Annotated in this window: 22 protein-coding genes; 3 read left to right on the forward strand and 19 right to left on the reverse strand. The window is 52.5% G+C overall.

What is annotated here, in order from left to right; translation table 11 throughout:
- Nucleotides 1-64: 64 nt before the first annotated feature.
- From ACHHV8_RS22565 to ACHHV8_RS22645, 17 genes are all read right to left on the reverse strand, one after another.
- Complete coding sequence (locus tag ACHHV8_RS22565; protein ID WP_395161706.1) at nucleotides 65-850, reverse strand: carbohydrate ABC transporter permease; 786 nt, start codon at nucleotides 848-850, stop codon at nucleotides 65-67.
- 249 nt (nucleotides 851-1,099) lie between these two features.
- Entirely contained in the window at nucleotides 1,100-2,665 is a 1,566-nt protein-coding gene (locus tag ACHHV8_RS22570; RefSeq protein WP_395161707.1) for a response regulator transcription factor, read from the reverse strand.
- Nucleotides 2,640-3,845 carry a sensor histidine kinase gene (locus ACHHV8_RS22575; RefSeq protein WP_395161708.1) on the reverse strand — a complete coding sequence of 402 codons (1,206 nt, stop codon included), beginning with the start codon at nucleotides 3,843-3,845 and terminating at the stop codon, nucleotides 2,640-2,642. The genes ACHHV8_RS22570 and ACHHV8_RS22575 overlap by 26 nt, the downstream gene beginning before the upstream one ends.
- 50 nt (nucleotides 3,846-3,895) lie before the next feature.
- The gene (locus tag ACHHV8_RS22580; RefSeq protein ID WP_395161709.1) at nucleotides 3,896-4,444 is read right to left on the reverse strand and encodes a cache domain-containing protein; all 549 of its coding nucleotides are present in this window, start codon (nucleotides 4,442-4,444) and stop codon (nucleotides 3,896-3,898) included.
- Nucleotides 4,445-4,688: 244 nt separating this feature from the next.
- Entirely contained in the window at nucleotides 4,689-6,839 is a 2,151-nt protein-coding gene (locus tag ACHHV8_RS22585; RefSeq protein ID WP_395161710.1) for a family 10 glycosylhydrolase, read from the reverse strand.
- Between the two features lie 6 nt (nucleotides 6,840-6,845).
- The gene (locus tag ACHHV8_RS22590; protein WP_395161711.1) at nucleotides 6,846-7,898 is read right to left on the reverse strand and encodes an amidohydrolase family protein; all 1,053 of its coding nucleotides are present in this window, start codon (nucleotides 7,896-7,898) and stop codon (nucleotides 6,846-6,848) included.
- Nucleotides 7,870-8,730 (reverse strand): aldo/keto reductase, encoded by an 861-nt coding sequence (locus tag ACHHV8_RS22595; RefSeq protein ID WP_395161712.1) that lies wholly within the window; start codon nucleotides 8,728-8,730, stop codon nucleotides 7,870-7,872. The genes ACHHV8_RS22590 and ACHHV8_RS22595 overlap by 29 nt, the downstream gene beginning before the upstream one ends.
- Nucleotides 8,731-8,766: 36 nt before the next feature.
- Nucleotides 8,767-9,753 (reverse strand): Gfo/Idh/MocA family protein, encoded by a 987-nt coding sequence (locus ACHHV8_RS22600; RefSeq protein ID WP_395161713.1) that lies wholly within the window; start codon nucleotides 9,751-9,753, stop codon nucleotides 8,767-8,769.
- Between the two features lie 15 nt (nucleotides 9,754-9,768).
- On the reverse strand, nucleotides 9,769-10,611 hold the full coding sequence (locus ACHHV8_RS22605; RefSeq protein ID WP_395163594.1) for a carbohydrate ABC transporter permease: 843 nt from the start codon (nucleotides 10,609-10,611) through the stop codon (nucleotides 9,769-9,771).
- Between the two features lie 11 nt (nucleotides 10,612-10,622).
- Complete coding sequence (locus tag ACHHV8_RS22610) at nucleotides 10,623-11,501, reverse strand: carbohydrate ABC transporter permease (protein WP_395161714.1); 879 nt, start codon at nucleotides 11,499-11,501, stop codon at nucleotides 10,623-10,625.
- Nucleotides 11,502-11,517: 16 nt separating this feature from the next.
- Nucleotides 11,518-12,825: an ABC transporter substrate-binding protein gene (locus ACHHV8_RS22615; protein ID WP_395161715.1), complete on the reverse strand. Its 1,308-nt coding sequence runs from the start codon at nucleotides 12,823-12,825 to the stop codon at nucleotides 11,518-11,520.
- Between the two features lie 19 nt (nucleotides 12,826-12,844).
- Entirely contained in the window at nucleotides 12,845-13,195 is a 351-nt protein-coding gene (locus ACHHV8_RS22620; protein WP_395161716.1) for a hypothetical protein, read from the reverse strand.
- Nucleotides 13,164-14,150 carry an ABC transporter substrate-binding protein gene (locus ACHHV8_RS22625; protein WP_395161717.1) on the reverse strand — a complete coding sequence of 329 codons (987 nt, stop codon included), beginning with the start codon at nucleotides 14,148-14,150 and terminating at the stop codon, nucleotides 13,164-13,166. The genes ACHHV8_RS22620 and ACHHV8_RS22625 overlap by 32 nt, the downstream gene beginning before the upstream one ends.
- Before the next feature lie 51 nt (nucleotides 14,151-14,201).
- Nucleotides 14,202-15,296, reverse strand: a complete 1,095-nt coding sequence (locus tag ACHHV8_RS22630; protein ID WP_395161718.1) for a mandelate racemase/muconate lactonizing enzyme family protein — start codon at nucleotides 15,294-15,296, stop codon at nucleotides 14,202-14,204.
- Nucleotides 15,297-15,333: 37 nt separating this feature from the next.
- A complete protein-coding gene (locus ACHHV8_RS22635) occupies nucleotides 15,334-16,293 on the reverse strand; it encodes a 2-hydroxyacid dehydrogenase (protein ID WP_395161719.1) in 960 nt (319 codons plus the stop codon).
- Nucleotides 16,294-16,321: 28 nt separating this feature from the next.
- Nucleotides 16,322-17,524, reverse strand: a complete 1,203-nt coding sequence (locus ACHHV8_RS22640) for a hydroxyacid-oxoacid transhydrogenase (RefSeq protein WP_395161720.1) — start codon at nucleotides 17,522-17,524, stop codon at nucleotides 16,322-16,324.
- 14 nt (nucleotides 17,525-17,538) lie between these two features.
- Nucleotides 17,539-18,978, reverse strand: a complete 1,440-nt coding sequence (locus ACHHV8_RS22645; protein WP_395161721.1) for an aldehyde dehydrogenase family protein — start codon at nucleotides 18,976-18,978, stop codon at nucleotides 17,539-17,541.
- A gap of 196 nt (nucleotides 18,979-19,174) precedes the next feature.
- On the opposite strand from ACHHV8_RS22645, the gene ACHHV8_RS22650 reads away from it, so the two are divergent.
- Genes ACHHV8_RS22650 through ACHHV8_RS22660 form a run of 3 tightly spaced genes read left to right on the forward strand, consistent with a single transcriptional unit; the run spans nucleotide 19,175 to nucleotide 22,578 of the window.
- On the forward strand, nucleotides 19,175-20,980 hold the full coding sequence (locus tag ACHHV8_RS22650) for a cache domain-containing sensor histidine kinase (protein WP_395161722.1): 1,806 nt from the start codon (nucleotides 19,175-19,177) through the stop codon (nucleotides 20,978-20,980).
- A complete protein-coding gene (locus ACHHV8_RS22655) occupies nucleotides 20,961-21,917 on the forward strand; it encodes a response regulator (RefSeq protein WP_395161723.1) in 957 nt (318 codons plus the stop codon). The genes ACHHV8_RS22650 and ACHHV8_RS22655 overlap by 20 nt, the downstream gene beginning before the upstream one ends.
- Nucleotide 21,918: 1 nt before the next feature.
- Nucleotides 21,919-22,578 (forward strand): helix-turn-helix transcriptional regulator, encoded by a 660-nt coding sequence (locus ACHHV8_RS22660; RefSeq protein ID WP_395161724.1) that lies wholly within the window; start codon nucleotides 21,919-21,921, stop codon nucleotides 22,576-22,578.
- Nucleotides 22,579-22,655: 77 nt separating this feature from the next.
- On the opposite strand, the gene ACHHV8_RS22665 is transcribed toward ACHHV8_RS22660, so the two are convergent.
- Nucleotides 22,656-23,087 (reverse strand): sulfatase/phosphatase domain-containing protein, encoded by a 432-nt coding sequence (locus tag ACHHV8_RS22665; RefSeq protein ID WP_395161725.1) that lies wholly within the window; start codon nucleotides 23,085-23,087, stop codon nucleotides 22,656-22,658.
- On the reverse strand, nucleotides 23,087-23,998 hold the full coding sequence (locus ACHHV8_RS22670) for a sulfatase-like hydrolase/transferase (RefSeq protein WP_395161726.1): 912 nt from the start codon (nucleotides 23,996-23,998) through the stop codon (nucleotides 23,087-23,089). Before ACHHV8_RS22670 ends, ACHHV8_RS22665 begins: the two co-directional genes overlap by 1 nt.

The raw sequence follows: 23,998 nt of genomic DNA on the forward strand, positions 1-23,998 counted from the left end.
AACAATGGTGACCAGGAAAATGATCAATGTCAATATCCAAGCCATCGCTGACGCATAACCCATTTTATAGAAGCTGAAGCCGGATTGATAAATATAGAAGGTTAATACCGAAGTAGAAGTTCCGGGTTACTCCCTGCGTCATCATGAAGATAGCGGCAAACACCTGGAATGAATGGATAATGCAGGTGATGAGCACGAAGAAAGTTGTCGGCGACAGCAGCGGAATCGTCACACTGAAAAATTGTCTGACTTTCCCTGCCCCGTCAATGCTCGATGCTTCATACAAATCTTTCGGAATCGCCTGAAGCCCTGCCAAATAAATGACCATATTGTAACCAATCGCAGCCCAAACACTCATAATAATGATGGCGGTCAGTGCCCATTTGGGATCGGAAAGCCACCCTGGCGGATGTTCAATACCTATGTCGCGGAGAACTTGGTTAATCGGCCCTTGGCTGGGGGAGTACAAAAGCGCCCAAACAAGGGAAACGGCCACAACACTCGACACATAAGGCATAAAGATGATCATTCGCAATGGCGTTTTGAAGAATACGCCCTGATTCAGACCTACAGCAGTCAGCAGAGAAAAAATCATAATGAGCGGCACGGTCGTAACTGCGAAGACCAGATTGTTTTTTAGACTGTCAGTAAACCAATGATCTGACCACATCTCTGTGTAATTGTGAAAGCCGGAGAAACGAATCCCTTTTAACCCCTCCATAAAGTTCCAATCCGTAAAGGAAATGACTAAAGAAAATAAAATGGGAATTACCGTCAATAGCCCGAATCCTATTAATGCCGGAAGAATAAACAGCCAACCTGTAAATGCTTCCTTTCTGTATGCGTTCATAACTCGCTCCTTTCCGCTGTTTCTTGTTGTTGTCCACGTCTAATATCGTAATTCATTGACTTTACAAGTTAAACCAACAATTGCGGGGAAAATGGACACAAAAACCCGAAAATAACCGTTTTCAGCTTATAGTAAACATACGGAAGATACGATTCTTTTGGAAGAAGACACGATTCTACAAAATGAAAAAATCACATAGACCCTTGCTTGAGGCCCATGCGATTTCTTTAAGTCATTGATCATGCTATTTCATTTATTTTGATTCATATATTGAATGGGAGTACAGCCCGTATACTTCTTGAACATTTTAGAAAAATACTTCGGATTCTCCATCCCGACTAACTCTCCGACTTCAAACCATTCCAGTCGTCTGCCGCGAAGCAATTCTTTTGCCTTCTCAATTCGTATCTCCTGTATATATTGAGAAAACGTTTTTCCCGCTTCTTTCGTAAAAAGGTTGCTGAAGTAGTTTTCACTCAGATTGACAACCTGCGCAACATCCTGAACCCGGATTTGTTCAGCATAATGCTCTTTGATGTAATCCATTGCCCGCTGCACTTCCGGTCGATTATGAGCAGCTTTTTTGAGATCGACCACCATCTCTCTTGCAAGCAGGTGCAGCTGGTAGCACCAAACGCGAAGCTCGTGATAGGTGCCTCTGCTGCGCAGCTGTTCGAAGACCGATTCTTGATGCATACTGATTGGAACCTGTCCGCCCCAATCCTTGAGTACGAGAATCACCGACGATACCCAGGAGTGGACTGCATCCAGAACTTCCGTTATCTTGACTTCTTCCTTCAGGGTCTCAGGAAAAAGCTCTTGAAACGCTTTGGCTGCCGCATCGTCATCGTACCCTTCCAAGTGAAGTAAATACTGTCTAAAGACCCCCATCTCCATGAAGGCTGCATCGCTAAGTGTGCCGGTGCTAAGCTCCGGCGTATAGGCATACACGCCATTCCCCCGGTAAAATACAAGACTGAGCGCAGACTGCGCCTCTCGATAGGCTTCGGTCCGATCTGCTCCCCGCTTAAACACGCGACTGATTCCACAGCTGAAAATATCCCTGCAGGCATGCCTTAACGCTTCCATCCACTTCAGAGCCGCGCCCGCTGACTCTTCCTCGAACGGAGCCTGGGCTATCATGCGGCAAAGCAGTGTCCAGCCAGAACGATTCTCGTGCATAAACATGCAGATGATGCCGCTGTCATTTAGCGCATATTCATCGAGCATCCCGGCCAGCTCGCTTGATTTTATCCCCAGTCCCGATCGCGCTTTGTAACATTCAAGTTCGGCAACAACATAGTGACCTCCGGTTTCGAATTGCCTGTCATAAGTCTCGTTCTCCGTACCCTTCAGCCAATCCAGCCAATCCTCCTGCATAGTCACGGTTTGTGATTTCACCTTCGTCCGTTCATGGGACACGGCGCCGCTCTTGGGAACGAATCTGTCCTTAATTTTAAGCACAGATTGAAGCAATTCATCGGAATCCATCCGGAATTTATTCATATAATCCACCGCGCCAAGCCTGAGCGCTTCGCGCACCGTCGGGAAATCCTCCAGTACGCTAAGAATAATGAACCTGATATCTGGAAATTCCGCCTTAACCTGATTCATCATTTCGAGACCGTTCATATGAGGCATCCTGATATCTGTCAGAACCAGGTCAGGCTGAACGGCGCGAATCAGCTCTAAACCGCTGCGGCCATCCGCTGCTTCACCGGCGACTTCAATGTCGTTGCTTTCCCAGTCCACACTCGATAGGATGCCTCTGCGCACAAGCACTTCATCATCAATAACGACCATCTTCACTTGCATGTCTCCCCCTCTCACGGTAAGGAAGCGTAATCGTGACCCGGGTCACCTGGTCTATCGGGTCCCGCTCAATTTGCAGACCGTACGAATCGTCATACATCAGCTTGATCCGTTTATTCACATTGGCAAGGCCGATGCTCGGTCCGATCTGATCCTGCGCCAATTGAATCTGGAGCTCTTCAAGCCGTTCATCGGTCAGCCCATTGCCCGTATCCTCGACCATAAGAAGGAGCTCCCCATCCCTTCTGTGCGCCCGGATATGCAGGATACCGCTCTGCTCAATAAAAAGGCCATGCTGATAAACATTTTCCACAAGAGGCTGCAGCGATAATTTGGGAACGAGCGCATCAAGGCTGCTTTCATCAATATCGTAAAGAATCCGGATCGTGTCCCCAAACCGGTATTTTTGAATCGTCAGGAAATACTGGACATTCTCCATTTCGTCGCGCAGAGGAATAACCTCTTGCCCCCGATGTATGCTGGTATTCAGCAAATGCCCCAGCGCCATCAGCATCTCTGTAATTTCTTTATTGCCCGACATGACGGACATCCACTTGATGGTATTCATCGTGTTATAAAGAAAATGCGGAGTAATCTGCGCTTGCAGCGCCTCCAGCCGGGCCTGTTCTTTCTTTTTCTCCAAAAGGATCTCATTTTGTATTTTGCTGCGCAAATCAGTCAGCATACTATTAAAGCTTTGTCCTAAAAAACCGATTTCATCCCGTGTGGTGACGGGGTAAATCACATCCAGGTTGCCGTTTTCAACTTTTTTCATGACCGTTCTCAGCTTAATTAACGGTTTTGTCAGCATAGAAGTCATAACGATGATGAGTCCCGCAAAAAGAGTCAGGCACACAATAAGAATAACAATCGCGATATTCCGGTTTCTAAGAACCGTTTTAAGCATGTCCGAATAGGGAACGGCCTGTACTACACGCCAGCCGGTAATCGGAACGACATAGCTTCCCACGATGTACATGTTTTTTCCGATATGTGTCTGAAATGTATCCCCTCTGCTTTCGAGAAGCGGTTGAATAGCGTGATATATATTCGTTGATTGTACGGGATCTTCGCTTAGAATAGCGCCGTTCCGGTCGACAATAAACCCGAGACTTGACGAAAAGGCAGCATCCGGATTCAAGATATCAAGGTAAGGTGTCACCGGCTCGCTTATGGCTAACATCCCCAAATTATCCTTTAGATTCTCCGCTTTGACAACCATGGATAAGGTCATCAGATCAGAACTCGACGGACTGACAAAGTTGTTCTGCTGCAAGGTGCCGAAACCATAAAACCGTTCTGCTTTACCGTTGCGGCATACCAGGGAGCCTGTCTGATATCGGCTTTGGTCGTGACGTAGCTGTTCCAATTTGTATACAAATTCCCTGAATTGTCAAAAAGAGTTATATAAATGGAGTCGGACGCAATCGAAGTCGTCACTTCCAAATATTTTTTATCCACTAAATGGGAAAACTGCAGCTTTTCTTTCGAGGTTTTAGGCGGAGACTGAAGCATCTCCCGCATGCGCTCGTCCAGAACTATGGATCTGGAAACATTCGACAGCTCCTTTAACCTCCGTTCAATGTTCCGGTTGACCTGCTGCAGCCTGTCTGAGGTCATCTTGGAGATCTGCGAGGTCATTTCATGCTCAAAGCTTTGGTAGACATAAATCCCCACCCCAGTAATCGGTATGAGAATAAACAACGTAAAGGCCACAATAAGCTTCGTCCGCAGACTAACAAAGCCGAAATACGATTCCCATTGCTGTTGTAATGACTTCAACCTGTACCACCTCATTATTTTACAAAACGTGTATTCGCTCCTCACTTTATCATAATTTCCTCCCCAACAGAACTGTCGGGCGGTGAATTCAGCATGCGCAAGACTAGAAATATAAGTTACCAGGCACCCTGATGACCTTAGTTAGCGGGGGGAAATTGCGGTACGCTGTACAAAAAAAGGCCATCCGGACGAACCGGATGACCTTGAATCTCGCCAGCTTATCTCATGGACAGTCTCCTTAATTTTACGGCTGCTGCAGCTCAAAAACGACGACATCGTAATCCTGCAGTACAGCCACCGTGACTTGTGCCACTCCTTGATCTAATGTGAGCTCGAGCGGTTCCCCCGTTGAGAGCAGATAGGCAGCAGCTACGGAGGTCTCCTTGATGCCAACCTTTAGATTATGCAGCGGAACAAGCTCGTTGAACACCCTTCTTCCTCCGGTCAAGTTCACAAGGTGCACCATCCGTTTGTTGCCCTTCCGCCTGAACGAAATATCGCAGGTAACCGGCGCTTCGGTGGTAAGAGGTATATCGCCTTGGGTAGTCCACTGCACCGCATTCACGATCAGCTGCTTCAGATCGGGGAAGCCGGTCTGCCAGAACAGCCGATCGATGCGGCTCGGGAAATAGATCGTTCTGCCGCCCGCGCCGTGCTCGTTCGCAACTGCCATCGGCGCTCCGTTCTCCGGTTCGTCCGTATAGGCGAGACCTTCCGGGAAGACACGGAAAGGCGCGGACAAGGTCAATGGCACCGAAGCTGCACCTAGAAGCAACTCCAGTGCGCAATAATCCCCGCCGGCCGGCAGAACGCCGGTGAGCTCCAGACCTTGCAGGAGCGGATGATCCGGCTCCCGGACGTTCATATACGCCTGGGCGACTTCCTTCGTCAGATGCCCGTTCACCGGCAGCGTAACCCCGTTATAAACCGCCTGGAATACATCCTGCAGTAAAAACTCGCTCCGCTTGTTTCCATCCAAATCGTACAGGGAGGTTTCCCCCGTAGCGATAACCCCGCCGCCTGCCGCCGAATAACGCCGGACCGCATCGGCCGCCTCCTCGCTCATGCAGGCCAATGAGGGCAGAATCACCGTCCGGTACCGGCTCAGCACATCATCCGACAGCGTCTGGGTCGATATAATATCGAAAGGAATGTGCGCCTCCAGCAGCGCCTGCTCTACACCGCGGATACATTCCACATACTGTTCATGGCTGTGCGGGTTGCCCGGCTCGTAAAACAGCAGCGTATCTTGAGAATAGACGATAGCTACGTTCGCTGCCGATGCATCCCCTTCATAAAAGTCGTTATGCTTCTCATGGAAAGCGAACAGCTCCTTCATCGCAGCGAAGCTTCTCGGGTCCTCGTGCACCGCCGGCGGCCCCCCTGACAAATTGACCATCGGCATAGCGCCGTTAGCGGCAATCTGTGCCAGGTATACCTTCTGCTCCACCGGCGTCATCGCGCTTCTTCTCCATGGCCAAGCCAGGAAATAGGATACGACGACCCAGATCGGCTTATCGGTAACGGACGACATGTACCTGGCCTCTTCGCCAGTCCAGCGCAGCCACTGCCATCTGGCTTCGCCCGCCGCATCCAGCTTGAAGCGAGTCTGCGCTTCCACCTGAACAGCATCCTGATAACGCGACATTTGCTCTACGTCCAGCGAAGATCCGACCGTCCATTCCGGATCTCCGAAGCATACGCTGTTACCGAAGACGGGCATGTCGGGATCGACGCTTTTTACAACGTCCATCAAATATTTGACGCAGGCGACGGACTTTTGCATTTTCCAGCGGGTGAATTCGCGCCAGGCCGGCTTCTCCCAATTCATGGCTGTCGGCAAATCCAGGCCTGTCGTTTCTTTGAAATCCGTCCGGCAGTTCCGGCAGTAGCAGATACCCGACGACTTGAAGCCGTAGCTCGCTCCGCCAAACTTAATGCCGTCCACCTCATAGTTTTCAATAATCTCGCGCACGATGCGGACTGCATAGTCCTTCTGATACCCGCCAAGCGGGCAGGTAACATAGAAGCCATCCGTTGACTCATACAATCTGCCGTTACGATCGACCGAGCACCAATGCGGATTTTGCATGGCCGCTTTCTTGGGCAATATGCCCAGATCCATCATGGCGACAGCTTTGATACCGTAACGATGGGCAGCCTTGACAATCGCTCCGGTCAAATCCTGCCCTTGCAAATACGGGCTTTCCCGCTGTACATCCAGCTTCGTAGGATAGGTAGTCACGTAACCGCCTGCAAAAAAGCTGAAATAAGATACATGCATCTCATGAAAATCCTTCGCCATCTGCTCCGCGTCGAAATTCGCGCAGTCAATATCGCGGATGGTTAGATGGATGCCTCTGCCCCTTCGGCTGACCCAAGCTGATTTACTCATATACACTCACCTCTTATTTAGAATATCGTACAGTACCGATGTCAAGTAATCGTTAAACGTCCGTTCCTGTCCCTCCATTTCCGATTGCATATAACCGTCCAGCAGCATGAAGTATAAGTCTCCCGGAAGCTCCAGCGCTGTATTCTGAATCAAAGGAACCGTACGGTTCCGAACCATGCTGAACTGCTCCTCCAGCCATTCCGGGATGGCGGCATGCGTCCCCGGAGGAACCGTCTGTTTATTGAACAGCAGCCGCTTGGCATTACCGGCATGAAAAGCCTGAAGCTGCGCTGGGGACGTCTCCGGAAGCAGCCGGGCAAGCCAGGACAAGCATTGGGCGTAGGTCTCGTTGCGCCATAGAAACACCGGGAATTCGCTCCCCCATAGGATGCGCTCCCATCCACAATGAAGAAGGACGAACTCAACCCATGTCACATAGTCGGCATGCGGATAAGGCTGATTCGTACCGTTGCCCCCTTGTCTGGACAAGATTGCATAAAAGCGCGGATGCCGCATGAGCGCAATGCAGCTGCTGTCGAGCTGCTGCCGCTGCTCCCATCCGAAGCCGTGCTTCAAGAAATGCGGCGCCGCAATAAACGAATCCGGGTAGCGGGACAGCCACTCCAGATAGCTTTCGGCTGAGCGGGCACTGCCGACCGGATTCAAGGCATAGATGCATCGTCCGTTGTCGCCAAGCAATTCCAGCATGCCGGGCGTCTCCAGACCTTCCTCATAAGACAGCCGCATGCCGAGGACGCCGGCCTTCACCTCCATCCGTGCCAGCTCCAGACGCTGGGCGGCATCGGCTCCGAACGGGATGCCGATGCCGCGGACCCGGCCCGGATACCGGCGCATTGCCTCGAACAAGCTGGGCAAATCCGGCACTAACGGGCCGAGGACGACGACTGCCTGCGAAATGCGGTAAGTGTCCAGCGCCCGGAGCAGATGGTCGGGCGAGCCGAAGCGCGGCACCCCGATATGCATATAAGCGTCGGTTACATGCAGCCCCGAATCAGCCGAGCCGGAAGCGTTACTGGAGGTAGTAGGTAAACAATTCACGCAGATTCACCCTCCCCGCCGTATCATCGCAGATTGCAGCATTTTCCCGCACCTCGCCGGCTGTCCGCATACCGATTAACGCGACGTCCACATGCGGATTGGACAGCACGAATTGAATGAGGGCACGCGTATAATCGAACCGGTTATTCGGGTCCACCAGGTTCATCCAGCGCTTGAACAAGCCTGAACTGGTCGTGCGCATGGCCGCTATGCCCATGCCTGCCTTCTCGGCCTCCAGCATGCTGCCGAACGGGCGATTCGGGTCGTAAGGATGCTGCATGCATACGTTATAGCAAATCTGCATCATGTCGAATTGCCCGCTCCGTATAAATTCATATACGGCCGCGTTGTTATCCTCGCTGGTGAAGCCGATAAACCGCACCAGCCCTTCCTCCTTCAGCCGCAGCATCTGCTCCAACATGCCTCCGCGCTGCAGGACGGAACGGACAGCGTCATCCGTATAACTGGTGCCGTGAATCTGCAGGAAATCGAGCCGGTCCGTCTGCAGCCGCTGCAGGCTGTTCTCCACGCTTCGGCGCAATTCGTCCGGCCCGCACAGGCCGGCCTTGCTGGCGAGAAACACCTGGCCCCGGTGCCCTCTCAGTGCATAACCGAGCATTTCCTCGCTTCTCCCGCTCCCATAGCCGGGAGCCGTATCGAAGTAGTTGATACCCGACTCAAGCGCGGCGTCAATCGCATCCAATATGTGCTGACGGTCGTCGGGGGCATCCGGTTCGAACGGCTGCAAATAATTTCTCAGTCCGGCCGGCGCGCCGCCGAAGCCGATACGGCTGACCTCCACTCCCGTATTGCCGAATTGTACGTATTCCATCGAGAAATCACTCCTTTCCTCTAGCACGTCTTGCGCTTATTGCAGCAGACGGCGCACTTGCTCCATCAGTCGGATGGTCTTTACGGTATCCCCCATATGAACGGCAGGCTCTCTGCGCTTAGCAGCGGATTGAACGAATTCGAGCAGCTCCAGGTCATAGCCCAAATAAGTGAAACTCGTGTGCAGGCCATTGTTGACATTCCAGCTCTGGGCGTCGCCCTGCTCCCGGAACGCCGCCCGCATCCCGCCGCCGTTCCACTGGCCGGGACGGTTATGCACGATGCTCTTCAGGTTATCGACAATGACATTCTGCCCGCTGCCGATCAGCTCGACCCGCTCAACGGGAAACGTCATATCCTGCACGGATGCCGACTGAATGTTGCCGATCGCTCCGCTCTCAGCCATCAGCGTGATGTTGTAGCCGAACCGCCGATCGTCCAGCTCGAAGGCTTCTGCATGAGTTACCGCCAGTTCCCCCAGCAAAAACCGGGCCAGATCCATATGGTTGACGATATGGTTGAATATAAACGCATGCTTCGAGCCGTAAGCTCCCGCATGGTATTTGGCCTGATACATATGTATCCCGCCGAATTTGGCACGCTGAGCCACTTCCTTGGCCATAAGATACGCTGTCGCAAACCGCCGGTTAAAGCCAACCATCGCGTAGCGCCCTGTACTCTGCTGAAGCGCTGCCAGCTCCTCCGCCTGCTCTACCGTCCGGCAGGGCGTCTTCTCCACGAATACAGGCAGGTCCGCGAGCATACTGGATTTCGCTACCTCGTAATGAATTTGCGGAGTGGCCGAGCAGATGACGGCATCCAGCGATTCACGCTCTAGCATCCGCTTATAATCAGTATACGCAGCACCTGTACGGTATTTTCTCTCCACAAACGAAATCCGTTCCGGCAAAATGTCGCATACGGCGGCAATCTCCACCGGCAGCGTCATCAGCCGATGCAGCAGATTATCGACCATATGGGCGCCCAACCCCACAAGCCCCAACCGAATCGGGTTGTCAGCCATGGTTTCTCCCCCTTCCTATTTCACTCCAGATGTGGCGATACCTTCGACCAAATATTTTTGAAAAAACACGAAGATGGTAAACAGCGGAATCAAGGACAGCATCGACATAGCAAACAACTGGCCATACTCCGATTTTCCTTCGCCTGACGAGATGAACAGGCTTAATCCAAGCGTAGCCGTAAAATCCTTCACTTGACTGATGTAAATAAGCGGACCGAAAAAATCGTTCCATACATAGATAAATGTAAAAATAGTCGTCGTTACGAGCGCAGGAAGCGCCAGGGGCAGGATCAGCCGCCAGTAGATCTGGAACTTCCCGCAGCCGTCCACTGTCGCCGCATGATCCAGCTCTTTGGGCAGCCCGCGCATGAATTGAACCATTAAAAAGATATAGAACGGTTCCACTGCAAAAAAGCGCGGAACGAGCAGCGGATAGTACGTATTGATCCAATCAAACTGCTTGAATAAAATGTACTGCGGTATAATAACCACATGATGCGGCAGCATGATGGTCATCATCATGACGGCGAACCAAAACTTGCGCAGCGGAAATTCCATACGGGCAAATGGGTATGCCGCCAAGGAGCAACTGATCAGATTTCCGATAATGGATACGGTCACAATAAACAAAGAATTCAAGAAAAATCGGCCGAAGGATGTGCCCGAGAAGCCGATCCAGCCCTCCACATAGTTCTTCAACGTAACTTGCTTAGGCCATAAGCTGAGATCTTGGAAAATGAGCCCCTGCGGCTTGAACGAGCTGCTGAGCATCCATAGCACCGGATAGAGCATCGCCAGCGAGCAGATCAAGATGGCACCGTGATAGGTGAACCGGCTGATTTTGTCTGAGAAGCTGATAACAATCCCTCCTATTCCATGTAGTGCACCCACCGCCGGGAAGTCCAGAAAGCGGCACCCGAGAACGTTGCGATCAGCAGCAGCAAGATCCATGCCATGGCCGAGGCTACACCCATCTGATAGTTTTGAAAGCCTTGCTGATACAGGTACAGCGTATAAAACAAAGTGGAATTGACGGGGCCGCCGCTGCCGCCGCTAATAATGTACGCCGGAGTGAACGCCTGGAACGAGCCGATCAGCTGCATAATCAAGTTGAATAAAATCACCGGCGAAAGCAGCGGCAATGTTACCCTAAAGAAGCTTTGCCGCCTGCCTGCTCCGTCGATCGCCGCCGCCTCGTACATCTCCTTGGGGATCTGCTTCAGACCGGCAAGGAAAATGACCATAGGCGATCCGAACTGCCACACCTTCAGAATAATAATTGTGATCAGCGCCGTCTTCGGATTGGCGATCCAGCTCGTTCCGGTCACGCCGAGCAGGGCGAGCATATCATTGATCAAGCCCTCGCTTCCGAAGATTTGCCGCCACAATAATGCAACGGAAACGCTTCCGCCGATAAGCGACGGAATATAGTAAATGCCGCGGTACACATTCACCGCCTTGCTTAGGCTGTGATTCAGTACGATAGCCAGCAGAAGCGCGAATGCCAGTTCGAAGGGAACGCCACACAGCACATAAGTTAAAGTGACCTTTAGCGACTGATAAAACTGCTTATCCGTGAAGATGTCGCGGTAGTTGTCCAGTCCTCCCCATACCGGCGGATTCAGCATATCGTAGGAAGTGAAGGACAAGTAGAGCGATGCGACGATCGGAAATAAACTGAACACGAATAAGCCGACCAACCAGGGCGCCAGAAAGCCGTACGCCACCCAATAGTCCTTATTTTTCATAGCGTACTCCTTATCCTTATTTCTTCAACGTTTTCTGTGCTTCTATGAAAAAATCATCCACTGCTTGCGCGACCGTCTTTTGCTTGAAAGCAACCGCCTCATTGGCCGTGCTGATCAATTTATTGACCGCATTGCTTCCGGTCGGATAAGCCACAGTCGGCGTTGCATTCTTGCTGACCTGCATTTGAAATTCATTCACTTTCTTCATCGTCGGATCAATAAACGGCTCCAATGCCTTCATCACCTTTGTCGATCCAACCGGTCCATACAGCTCACCGAACTGTTTGGCAGCGTCTGCATCATTGACGAACAGATTAATGATTTCGGCGGTTTCCTTCGCCACCTTCGACTTGACATAAATCGCGGAATAGACGCCTGCCAGCAGATCGAACTCGGTGCCGCCCTTTGTCGTCGGAATTCTAACGATTCCAAGCTCATCCTTCATCACGTCCTGGAACAGCTTCATCCGGTTGGAGGAGCTCATCGTCGCCGCAACCTTCCCCGCAGCCAGAATACCCTCGACTTCATTCTTGCCTGCATACTCTGCCGAGACGTCTGCCGGCGGAATACCGCCTTTCTGGCGGAGCTGATCCCAGATCGTCAGCCAATCGGCCATATCCTGCTTCTCAAAGCCGAGCCCTCCGTCTTCCGTGTACAGATCCTTATTCCGCTGCTTCAGGAAAGACTGCAGCAGATTGCTGATTCCGCCTAAATCTTCGCTTCCCCAGACATCGTTGCCCAGCGCATCGTGGATCGCAATCATTGATTTCGAGAAATCGTCCCAGGTCCAGTTGAAATCCGGCTCGCTCACGCCTGCTTTCTGAAACATCGCTTTGTTATAATAGCTCGCCTTGATGGAGTTCCCTTGCGAGACCGAATACAGCTTGCCGTTCACTTTCCCGCTGTCGACTATCGTCGGGTTGAAGTCCTTGATATCGATCACGCCCTGATCGACAAACGGCTGCAAATCGAGCAGCTGCTCCCGCTTTGCGAAATCATTAATGTTGTCAAGGGAAAACACCATTAAATCCGGTGCATTGCCGCCGGCGATCTGAGTATTCAGCTTGGTCCAATAATCGTTAGAAGATGCAAATTCACGAATAATCTTGACATGAGGCAGCTTCTTCTGAATCTCATCGAATGTGCTGTTGTACACTTTATTTCGGTTCGCGTCGCCATACCAGCTTACCCGGACTTCTTTCACAGCAGGTGCTGCCCCTTCCGCACCCTCCTTGACAGGCGCCGCCTCCGGACTGCCGCCGGAGCAGCCTGAGACTGCCGCGGCCAGCGAGACCGCCAGCGCAGCCGCTATCGTTTTTCTCATATCTACCCAGCCCCCGAAATTATTTTTTCAAAATTTTCTGCGCTTCCGTGAAGAAATCGTCCACCGCTTCCTCAACGCTTTTTTGCTTGAAGGCAATGGCGTCGTTCTCCGTGCCGAGCAGCTTATTGATCGCATTGCTGCCCGCAGGATAAGGAACGGTCGGCAGCGTATTTTTGCTTACAGCCACCTGGTAGTCATTGATCTTCTTCATCATCGGATCGATCGTCGCTTCCAGCTCCTTCATCACTTTGCTGGAGCCGACAGGCCCGTACAGCATCCCGAACGCTTTAGCTGCTTCGGAGTCGTTGGCGAAAGCATCGATAATGCGGGCTGTTTCCTTAGGTACTTTGGACTTCGCATAAACGCCCATGTAGACGCCTGCCAGCAGATCGAACGGCGTTCCGTCCTTTGTCGTAGGGACACTGAACTATCCCCAATTCATCCTTCATCACGTTCTGAAACAGCTTTAGCCGGTTAGAGGCACTCATTGTAACGGCTACTTTGCCGGTGGCGAGTATGCCCTCCACTTCATTCTTCCCCTTGTATTCGGCCGAAATATCCGCCGGCGCTACGCCGCCCTGCTGCCTCATGCTGTCCCATAGCGTAAACCACTCGATCATATCCGACTTCTCGAAGCCAAGGCTGCCGTCTTCCTTGTACAAGTCTTTATTCCGCTGTTTCAGAAACGTCTGGAATATGTTGTTGGTTCCCGCCAAATCCTCGCTTCCCCAGACACCGCTGCCCAGTGCCTTATGAATTGCGATCATCGATTGGGCAAAATCCTCCCAGGTCCAGTTCAAATCCGGTTCGCTTAATCCGGCTTTTTTGAAAATCTCCTTATTATAATAGGTACCGAGAATCGAGTTGCCTTGGGATACGGTATACAGCTTGCCGTCTACCTTGCCGCTGTTCACGATCGCCGGATTAAAGTCATTCAGGTGAATAATGCCCTGATCGACATAGGGCTGCAGATCAGCCAGTTGGCCGCGCTTCGCGAAATCGTACAGATTGTCAAGCGTGAACACCATCATATCGGGGGCATTGCCGCCGGCGACCTGTGTATTCAGCTTCGTCCAGTAATCGTTGCCGGCCGCAAATTCTCGAATCAGCTTAATGTCCGGCAGTTTTTTCTGAATAATATCGAACGTATCGTTATATATCTGATTGCGGTTAGCATCCCCATACCAGCTGACGCGGACCTCGGTCGTCTTCTCGCTCCCCGCCGCCGAACCGTTCTCGACCGAAGGCGTGGACGAGCCGGCAGAGCATCCAACGGAAATTGCCGTTACTATGGAAATAATCGATAAGACACTTAATTTTTTCATAGGTTCCTCCTCTATTATGAAAGCTTAATCCGCCGCACATTGCCGCCTTGCTTAGTCCAGCCTGCTGATAGCATAATCGGCTTTGTCCAGCCAGTCTTGGCGGATCTTGACCCCCCAGCCCGGTCCCTCGGGAATCGCCACGCTGCCGTCTCTCACTTCCAGATCCGCATCCTCGAACAAACCTTCCGCCCAAGGATCGTGCTCAAGCGTGTACTCCATATACGGACCTGCATTCCGCAGCGCGCCGAGCAGATGTAAAGTGAAGACGAGCGTCATGGTTTTGTTTGCATTATGAGGAGTGCAAAGCATGGCGGCTTCATTCGCCATGCGGGCCACCCTTAACGCCCGAGAGATTCCGCCCACGTAAGAGACATTAGGCTGAACGATATCCACCGCCCGCATCCGGATCATGCGCTGCCACTGGGATAGATCCGTGTCCTGCTCACCGCCCGATACCGGGATATCCAGCGCCTGGGCGACCTCCGCCGTCCATTCCAGCTCCGGAAACGGGCAAGGCTCCTCGAAGTGGCTGTACCGATGCTGCTCCAGCAGCCGGCCGACTTCAATCGCCCGCTTGGGCGTAAAGGCGCTGTTCCCGTCGGCGAATAGCGTGGTTTGTCCGTCAAGCGCCTGGCGGATGGTCGGGATCAGCTCCTCGGTGCGGCCGGGCCATTGGTCGACATCATTGCCGAACACCTTGCCCACACGGATCTTGAACGCGCGGAAGCCGTGCTCCGCCTGAAGCCGCTTCATTCGTTCGGCTTCGTCCTGCGGTGTAATGTCCCTGCGCATGCTGGACCCGTATGCGTCGATGGACGTTCTGTACTGGCCGAGCAGTTGGCAGACGCTCTTCCCCTCTGCCTTCCCTTTTAAATCCCACAAGGCGGTATCAAGCCCGCCGATCGCACGCGTTGTGAAGGCGCCGGGGAATTTATACTCTTTCAGAAAGCACCTTTCAACCAGCTCCTCAATAGCAAGCGGATCGCTGCCAAGCGCAATCGGAGCGATTTGCTGATGCAGCGCCAGTGCGGAAATATTGGCGTTCCAGGCGGAAAGTTGTCCATAGCCTTCATGGCCGTCATCGGTCCGGACGCGGACAAAACTAACCTCTTTGGCGGAAAATGTTTCAATGCTCGCAATTTTCATCGTTTGGGCTCCTCTTCTTTATGGATTAAGATACCGGCTAGCCAATAACGCTGTAGAGCATCCGTTCGTTCCTTAACGCCGCCAGCAGGTTGCGTGCGGCAATGTCCGCCATTTGCAGTCTCGTCTCGATCGTAGCGCTGCCAATATGAGGCAACGCTATGACGTTAGGGAGCTGCAGCAGCGGATGCTCCTTGCCGATGGGTTCCGTCTCAAATACATCCAGCCCCGCACCCCATATTTTCCCTGTGGTTAAAGCGTCATACAGCGCTTGTTCATCCACGTTGCCGCCTCTGGACGTGTTGATCAGAATCGCATTAGGCTTCATCTGCGCGAACTGGCGGGGGCCGATCATGCTGTGCGTTTCCGGAGTGGACGGCGCAAGCATCACGACATAATCCGATTCGGACAACAGCTGTTCCAGGGAGCGCCATTGTGCGCCAAGTTCCTGCTCTGCCTCCGGCTTGCGCGTTCGATTGTGGTACAGAATATGCATGCCGAAGCCTTTGGCCCGCCGGGCGACTCCTCTTCCGATTCTACCCATCCCGATAATGCCGATGGCAGCGCCGTAAACGTCCTGGCCGGTAAGCAGCATGGGCCCCCACCCCTTCCACTTTCCCGCCCTAGTATACCGGTCGGCTTCGACCACACGCCGCGCCGTGCCCAGGAGCAGCGCAAAGGTCAAATCCGCGACCGCTTCCGACAGTACCTCCGGCGTGTGGCCGACACGTATTCCCCGCTTTTTCGCTTCGGCGATATCGATGTTGTTGTAGCCGACAGCCATAGTGCTGACGACCTTCAATCGGGGCGCCCTTCCAAGCAGTTCTTTGTCTATCCGATCCGAAACGTTTGTAAAAATCGCATCGGCATCCGCCGCGTGCTGCAGCAGCAGCTGGCGCGGCATAACCGTTTCCTCGTCATCCCACATATATACCTCATGTCCATCCTCCATCAAGCTCACAATGCTTGGGGGAATTTTGCGGGTAATCACAATTTTCATATGCATTCACTCCTGAGCAAGCGCTTTCTCAAAAAGCAGAATAAAGTATCCCGGTCAAGCTTTCGATATACGGTTGCCGCGGGTTATTTCTCATCAGCCTGTCGATGGCGATCGCCTTCTCGGCAATTTCCGGAATATCCTCCCGGCGAATACCGATGGAAGACAGCTTATACGGCAGCCCGATATTGCGCAGTAAATCAAACATTTTGTCATTCAGCTGCCCGAGAACGGCTTCCGGATCGCTCCCGGCTGCCCCGAGCTGAAAGGCTTCGGCGATATGCAGCAGCTTCTCCCTGCTTACCATGGCATTGTACTGCATAACGTAAGGCAGCAGCAGTCCGGTAATTTCCCCATGCGGCGATTTCGTCATGCCTCCTATCGGATACGCAAGCGCATGAGCGGCCGCAGTCCCCGCATTGGAGAATGCCATGCCGGCCATCAAGCTGCCGAGCAGCAGGTTCGATCTCGCTTCCAGATTGCTGCCCTGGTTTACGGCCAGAATCAGATTTTGCGAAATGAGCTGGATTGCCCGCAGCGCAAGCGTATCGCTGATCGGCGCCGAACCGACGAACAGAATCTCGCCCTCTGCTTGAATGTATTTGTAGTCCTTGGCGAGATACGCCTCCACCGCGTGAGCCAGTGCATCGATTCCTGCGCAGGCCGTAACATAAGGCGGAAGTGTCAAGGTCAGCTCCGGATCAAGCAGGGCTGCCGCGGGCCGCAAATATTGGTTGGACAAGCCTACCTTCAAGTTATTCTCCGTATCGTTGACCACCGCTACGGAGGTCACCTCCGAGCCTGTACCTGCCGTAGACGGGATCGCAATCAGGGGCAGAATCGGCCCCGGGATCACTTTTTCCCCGAAATAATCACGCGGGTGTCCTCCGTAGGTTAACAGCAGGGCCACGATTTTGGCCATATCAATGCTGCTGCCGCCGCCAAGTCCCACAATCACGTTAGGCGTTTCCTGGGTACGGGCGAATGCATAACATTCCATTACCGCGGAAATCGGCGGCTCAGGCACGGCCCGGTCATAAACGATAACCTGATACGCGGCGGAATTTAATAAAGCTGTAACTTGTTCAAGCAAGCCTGCTTTGACGATGCCCTGATCTGTCACCAGCAGCACGGTCTTCGCCTTGAATGACTGCAGTATACCGTCCAGCTTGGCAATCGAATGAGGGCCGAACAAGATTCTCGGCGTCGAATAATACTCCCATGTCGTTCGCAAGGTACAGCCCCCCTTTACAAGTTAATGACAATGATCCGTTCCTCGGACATTTCACGCACAGCGTAAGCCGGTCCTTCCTTGCCGAAGCCGCTATCCTTGAAGCCGCCGTACGGCATGATATCCGCACGGAAGGAGGATGCGTCGTTGATGATGACGCCGCCGAACTCCAAGGTTCTGGCTGCTTTCATTGCAAGCTGGAGGTTCGAAGTGAATACCCCTGCCTGCAGGCCGTAGCGGGAATCGTTCGCCAGCTTCAACGCCTGGTCGAAATCGTCATAAGCGATAATGCTGATTACTGGGGCGAATATTTCTTCGCATACCGCCTTCATGCCTTCTGTGGCATTCACCAGAATGGTCGGCTGCAGCAGCGCCCCGCTTCGCGTTCCGCCCACCGCCACTTCGGCTCCTTCATTCACAGCTTCCCGAATCCAGCTCTCCGCACGCTCTGCTGCGCCGACCGAAATCATCGGGCCCACATCCGTTTGCATACTTTCCGGGTCTCCTGCCTGAAGAAGCTTCGTCTCCTCAACAGCGTACCGAACGAAGGCATCATAGATTTCCTTGTGGACATACACCCGCTGCACGGAAATACACGCCTGGCCGTTGTTGCCGAAGCCTCTGGCGACACATAATTTGGCGGCTTGAGCCAGATCTGGCGCATCCACATGCACGATATTCGGCGAATTGTTCCCCAGCTCCAGCACCACCTTGCGAATCCCCGTCTGGTTCTTGATCCTGCGCCCAACCTCCGGGCTTCCGGTAAATGTAAACAAGGCAATTCTCTCATCCTTCAGCAAATAGCCGCCTACCTCCGCCCCCGCCCCGTTCACCACATTGAGGAAGCCGTCCGGAAGACCCGCTTCCTGCAAAATGCCCGCCAGCAGCATCGACGTCATCGGGGCCGTTTCAGCCGGCTTCAGGACGACCGAATTACCTGCGGCAATGGCGGGAGCCACTTTATGCGCCACCAGATTCAGCGGGAAATTAAACGGGGTAATCGCGCAGACGACGCCAACAGGCGAATACATTGTAAAAGCGATTTTATGATCGTTACCCGGCTGCCCCCGCAGCGGAATTTCTTTGCCGGCAAGCCGTTTGGCCTCCTCTGCCGAAGCGATAAAGGTTTGAACCGCTCGGTTCACCTCGGCGAGCGCATCCTTCATCACCTTGCCCGACTCTCGAACAATCATCGTGGCGAGCCGCTCCTTGCTCAACCCGATCAGTCGGGCGGCCTGCAGCAAAATTTCGCAGCGCTCAACTACCGGCAGTGGCTTTGCTTGGAACGTGCTTAGAGCCGTCCCGACGGCCGCGCTCACGTCCGCTTCCGATGCAGATGCGACCTGCGCCAGCGCCTCCCCTGTGTATTTATTCGTTACCGGAAAGGTCTGCCCGCTATGGCGCCACGACCCTCCGATGAAATTGCCGTATACTTCGGCATGGTTTACCTTACTCAATCTGACCAACACCTCCATTTCGTTTTTCTAACTATACAATGCGTGAAACCGATTGAAACTATGGAGATGTATCCTTTCCTAGCACAAATTCGGATATATTGCCATTATGCTGTTGCCGGAATGCTTCCTGCTTTTTACAATAAGAGGGAATCGAACAACCCAAACCACCGAAGCCAAGAAAGGGAGCTGCACACTCATGAAAATCAGACAAATAAGGTTAAAGCCGCTGTTGTTTTTGCTGCTGATCCTCACCTGCAGTTTCTTCCTCCTGAGTGTCTCTATTCTGAACTATCAGATTGTCGCCAAAATCATTACGCGTGAAATTGGCGGCGCCAAGCTGGAGCTGCTGTACAACTACCAGTCCCGGATTATGAGTTTAATCGAGAATATCGAGAGCACCGCGTTAAATGTTTCGAGCCACGACAGACTGCGGGAGGCGTTGGAGAACGATTACTCCAGTACGTACCAATATTTCACGATGCGAAACAATTTGGAGGACTGGCTCAACGGCATCATGTTCAGCAACTCCAAAATTAGCAGTATCTATATCTACAGCGACAAATTCAAGCCCCGGCCCCAGGTCGGCAAGCACCTCAAGCCGCTCGATAGTATCCAATGGAAGGATCAGATGCACCGTCTTGATTCCGTCAATGCTTTCTGGATTCAATCGCATCCGGAAGATAGCGCAAGCAGTCAGAATCCGAAACAGGTACTGACCTATATCACTCAAATTTATGGCTTGAAGGGGGAAACGATAGGCTACGTGGAAGTGAATTTGGATGCCGATCTGCTGACAACGGTCATTGCTTCCGACACGAAGCAGAACCGTACGAACCAGGCATTCTTCTTGCTCGACAGTGAAGGCAGACTCATGACGGACCTGAACCCGGGGCAGACCGAATACCGGATGAACAATGAGAAGCAGGACTATATCGTCCATCTCTCCCAACAGCTGGAGCAGGGCATTTATCATCTGACACTGGATGGCAAGTTATCCTTGTTCATCAACTACCCGAATAAATATTCCAACTGGGGGCTTGTGGAGATCATACCGTTTGACAGCATGTTCCAGACGTTGTTTGAATTCCGCCATCATGTCATTTTGATCGGAATTTCCGGATTGGCCATTATATTTCTGGCCGCCACCTTTCTCTCGGGAAGGTTAATCTCGCCTGTCCGTAAAATCCTCGCCGGCTTCAAGAGTATCGAGGCCGGCATCTACGCCGCCAAGCCGGAAAAGCATATCGTCTTCGAGTTTAATCAGCTGCATGTGGGCTTTAATAAAATGGCGGAGAGGCTGCAGGCCCACATCCAAAACCTGCATAAGCAGCATGCATTAATCCGGGAGGCCGAATTACGCGCCCTGCAGAATCAGATCAACCCGCATTTTCTGTACAACACGCTGGATATTATAAACTGCATGGCTGCGGAAAAAGGCATTACGGAGATCAGTCTCGTCGCCAATCGGCTTGCTAATCTGTTCCGTATCGGCTTGAACAAGGGACACTCCTTTGTAACGTTGAAAGAGGAGCTGGAGCACAGCTTGGCCTATATGGACATTCAGCAGATTCGTTTCCCGGATCAATTCAGCTACGAGGAATCCGTGGACGATGATTTGAAGCAGCATCTTGTCCCTAAGGTTATTCTGCAGCCTTTTATCGAGAATGCGATCAAGCATGGATTTATCGGCAGCTTCTCCAGGAAAGACGCTGCGATTCGCATCTATTCGAAGCGGCTCAATCCATCCGCGTACCAGATTATTGTTGAGGATACCGGGAAGGGACTGCCGGAGACGCTCCCAACCGATAGCCTGCAGCCTAATGCCTTATCCAGCGGCTACGGAGTCGCAAATGTGGATGAGCGAATCCGCCTTTATTTCGGTTCGGGGTACGGCATCAAGATGCGCAACGGCCCTGTCCGGGGAACACAGGTCATCCTCACGCTGCCGATAATTCATAACGAAACGGAAAGGAGCTTGATTTATGAAAGCGCTATTAGTTGATGACGAGATACGGAGTATTAACGCATTGAAGAAAACGATCCCTTGGAATGAAATGGGCTTCGATTCCTTGCTGACAGCCGAAGACGGTGCCGAAGGCTGGCAGCAATACAAGCTCCATCAGCCGGATTTTATTATGACAGATATCAGCATGCCAAATTTGAACGGACTCGAGCTGGTCAAAAAAATTCGGAATGAAAACGCCAATGTTCCGATCATCATCCTAAGCGGCTTCGATGAGTTTGACTATGCTCAGGAAGCCGTACATCTGAAAGTCTCCCATTATTTCCTGAAGCCCATCGTTCATTCCGAAATCGTCCCTGTCATCCGACAAGCACTGAAAGATATCGGTATGGTTCGCGAGCAGCAGATGTACATTCGGGAAACTCAAAAGCAGCTGCAAGAGGCGCTTCCGGTGCTTCGAGAGCAATTTCTGTTCGATATCGTTCATGGAAAAGTCAAGGAAGGCGAAGAGCTCCGGCGAAAACTGGATTTCTTCTCGGTAGATGAGCGCATCGTACACGGCGGATTGATTATGAGCTTGGAGCTCCACCGCTTGAACAATGAGAAGACCTTCTCCGAGAGCGATTGGTATTTATATCAATACGCCGTATCCAACATCGCCCAGGAGGTCATCGATCAATGGGGCGGCGGTTATGTCGTCAGGTATGCGGATAACCGGCTGCCGATGCTTATCATCGGAGAGGATGCGGATGAAGTGCAGGAGCGGGCAGCCGCCATCGCTGCCAACATCGTTGAAACCACCGCAAAATTGCTTGAAATCCCCTGCAATATCGGAATAGGGCGCTATTTCAGCAGCGTGAACCGATACGCGCAGTCGCATAAAGATTCCAAGCATGCTCTGCAAACAAGCGCAATGAACGGCTTTGAGCATATTTCGCGCTACGAAGGATTAGAGATGGTCCAGCACAGACCTTGAAATGTTTATCGTGGAGGAAACCGATGTCATTGTACGAGCCCTGCTGAAGGGCAGCAAGACAGAACTGCTTGACTCATGGAGTGCGATCGAGAAACGGTTAATCCATACTCCGGACCATTTGCTCGCCTATACGGTCATGGTCTGCTCCTGGTTTCTGATCGGCATTATTATGCAGATTGTGGAGGAAACCGAGCAGGCGTCCGAGCTGCAGACGGCGATCCATCTCCAGGACTTTTACAGTATCCAATCCAAGAATATGCTTATTGCCACTATGAAAGAAAAGCTGATAATGATCTGCGGCTATTTGGACGCCAACCAAAGCGAGCATAAATATATCGAGATGATTAAGCAGTATATTGAAACCCATTACCGGAACGAGCTGACCATTCATGAAATCGCCAAACACCTTCATTTATCGCGTACCTACATAAGCAAGCTGTTCAAGCGGGAAACCGGGGACAGCATCATGGGGTATATCATTAAATTCAGGATCCGGATTGCAAAAAAAATAATGGAGAAGCACCCCGATCTCATGATTTATGAAATCAGCTCCCAGGTCGGGTACTCCGACCAAAATTATTTTTGCCGTGTGTTTAAAAGCGCAACCGGCTTAAGACCCTCCGAATATATGGCCAAAGCAAAAAGGACGCAGCATACTTAATGGAGGGCGCCGGTCCAATCAACAAAGAGGGTGTCCCTAGCCATTTCATGGCTTTTGGGACACCCTCCCCCACAGATTTACTGCCTATATTCGTTCTCGTATACCTTGCGCTGTCCGCTGGCCTTCGGAGGCGCCGGTTCAATGACAGGCGCCGCTTCCCCGGCCTCTGTCATTCTCCGCACCAGCCGCTCCTTCAGCTGATCCGCCACCAGCCGGTGCGATTCCATCCCGATCAGGTTGGTTAACTCGTAGGGGTCTGCGTACAGATCGTACAAGAACTGCTCTTCATACCGCTCCGAGCCGGAATCCTTGATCGGGTGTTTGTTCGGCGCATGCACGCTGTACTTCCAGCGCTGCGTCCGGATGGCCCGTCCGACCTGGGCTTCGCTGATTTGTACGAAAACCTCCTCCGGCCAGTCCTCCTTCTTGCCGTTCAGCAAAGGCACAACCGACCTTCCCTGCATATGCTCAGGGATGTCGATGCCTGCGCTGTCAAGCAGCGTCGGCACTAGATCGACCAGGCTGACCAGCTCCCTGACGGTGCCGCCGCCTGTAAAGGACCGCCGTACAAGGCCGTCGGCACCCGGATGGAGCTCTCGTGGCAGGAGCGTTTGTATTCTCCATTGCGGGTCTTGAAGTGAGAGCCGTGATCCGAAGTAAATAATATGACCGTATTCTCCATCAAATCCAGGCTGTGAAGGGCATCCATGATGCGTCCCAGCGCTTCATCCAGCCGCTTGACCATCCCGTAATAGCCCCCTAGATGCTGATGGGCGGTGCCTCCAAGTGCGGCAAGATCGGGAGGGATGTACCGGGCCGCATACGTATCCCTGTAAATGAGCGGAGCCGGGTAATCATCTCTATGATTCTGATGATGCGGCTCCAGATACGACAAGAACAGGAAGAAGGGCTGCTCCTTCTGCCGGTCTATATACCGGATGGCGGCATCCGTCATCGCATCCACGCGGTACCCCGGCAGCTTGACCGTCCGGTTCTCGTTATCGTACAGAACCGTATTGTAAGCGTCTGACGTATGCTCGAGCGAATCGGCGGCCAGCCAATATTTGTAGCCGCCGCGCAGCTTCTCCGGTACCGGTACTGTTCGCGTTGCAGCCAGATGCCATTTCCCGATATAACCGGTTTCATAGCCCTGCTCGTTAAAATAATGCGCAAGCGTCGGCAAATCTTCCCGCAGCGGAATCCCGTTCGTGTAGCAGCCCGTGGAGGTCGCATACATGCCGGTCTGCAGGCAGGACCTGGCCGGACCGCAGACCGGCTGGCATGTAAACGCATGCTCCAGATGCGTCCCGTACTTGGCCATCCGGTCGAAATGGGGGGTCAGCCCCAGCGGATTCCCATGAACGCCTGTAGTATCCCAGCGCTGCTGGTCGGTAAAAAATACGATGACATTCGGTTTCAT

Source organism: Paenibacillus sp. TAB_01 (assembly GCF_043945595.1).
Taxonomy (GTDB): Bacteria; Bacillota; Bacilli; order Paenibacillales; family NBRC-103111; genus Paenibacillus_S.

Coding starts and splice junctions, on each gene's coding strand:
- ACHHV8_RS22620 (WP_395161716.1), bottom strand. CDS start 13,195: ATGGGCGTTTATGCGAAGTCCAAAGTACCTAAGGAAACAGCCCGCATT.
- ACHHV8_RS22615 (WP_395161715.1), bottom strand. CDS start 12,825: ATGAGAAAAACGATAGCGGCTGCGCTGGCGGTCTCGCTGGCCGCGGCA.
- ACHHV8_RS22610 (WP_395161714.1), bottom strand. CDS start 11,501: ATGAAAAATAAGGACTATTGGGTGGCGTACGGCTTTCTGGCGCCCTGG.
- ACHHV8_RS22670 (WP_395161726.1), bottom strand. CDS start 23,998: ATGAAACCGAATGTCATCGTATTTTTTACCGACCAGCAGCGCTGGGAT.
- ACHHV8_RS22600 (WP_395161713.1), bottom strand. CDS start 9,753: ATGGCTGACAACCCGATTCGGTTGGGGCTTGTGGGGTTGGGCGCCCAT.
- ACHHV8_RS22635 (WP_395161719.1), bottom strand. CDS start 16,293: ATGAAAATTGTGATTACCCGCAAAATTCCCCCAAGCATTGTGAGCTTG.
- ACHHV8_RS22585 (WP_395161710.1), bottom strand. CDS start 6,839: ATGAGTAAATCAGCTTGGGTCAGCCGAAGGGGCAGAGGCATCCATCTA.
- ACHHV8_RS22630 (WP_395161718.1), bottom strand. CDS start 15,296: ATGAAAATTGCGAGCATTGAAACATTTTCCGCCAAAGAGGTTAGTTTT.
- ACHHV8_RS22625 (WP_395161717.1), bottom strand. CDS start 14,150: ATGAAAAAATTAAGTGTCTTATCGATTATTTCCATAGTAACGGCAATT.
- ACHHV8_RS22565 (WP_395161706.1), bottom strand. CDS start 850: ATGAACGCATACAGAAAGGAAGCATTTACAGGTTGGCTGTTTATTCTT.
- ACHHV8_RS22655 (WP_395161723.1), top strand. CDS start 20,961: ATGAAAGCGCTATTAGTTGATGACGAGATACGGAGTATTAACGCATTG.
- ACHHV8_RS22595 (WP_395161712.1), bottom strand. CDS start 8,730: ATGGAATACGTACAATTCGGCAATACGGGAGTGGAGGTCAGCCGTATC.
- ACHHV8_RS22575 (WP_395161708.1), bottom strand. CDS start 3,845: ATGTTAGCCATAAGCGAGCCGGTGACACCTTACCTTGATATCTTGAAT.
- ACHHV8_RS22650 (WP_395161722.1), top strand. CDS start 19,175: ATGAAAATCAGACAAATAAGGTTAAAGCCGCTGTTGTTTTTGCTGCTG.
- ACHHV8_RS22660 (WP_395161724.1), top strand. CDS start 21,919: ATGTTTATCGTGGAGGAAACCGATGTCATTGTACGAGCCCTGCTGAAG.
- ACHHV8_RS22570 (WP_395161707.1), bottom strand. CDS start 2,665: ATGCAAGTGAAGATGGTCGTTATTGATGATGAAGTGCTTGTGCGCAGA.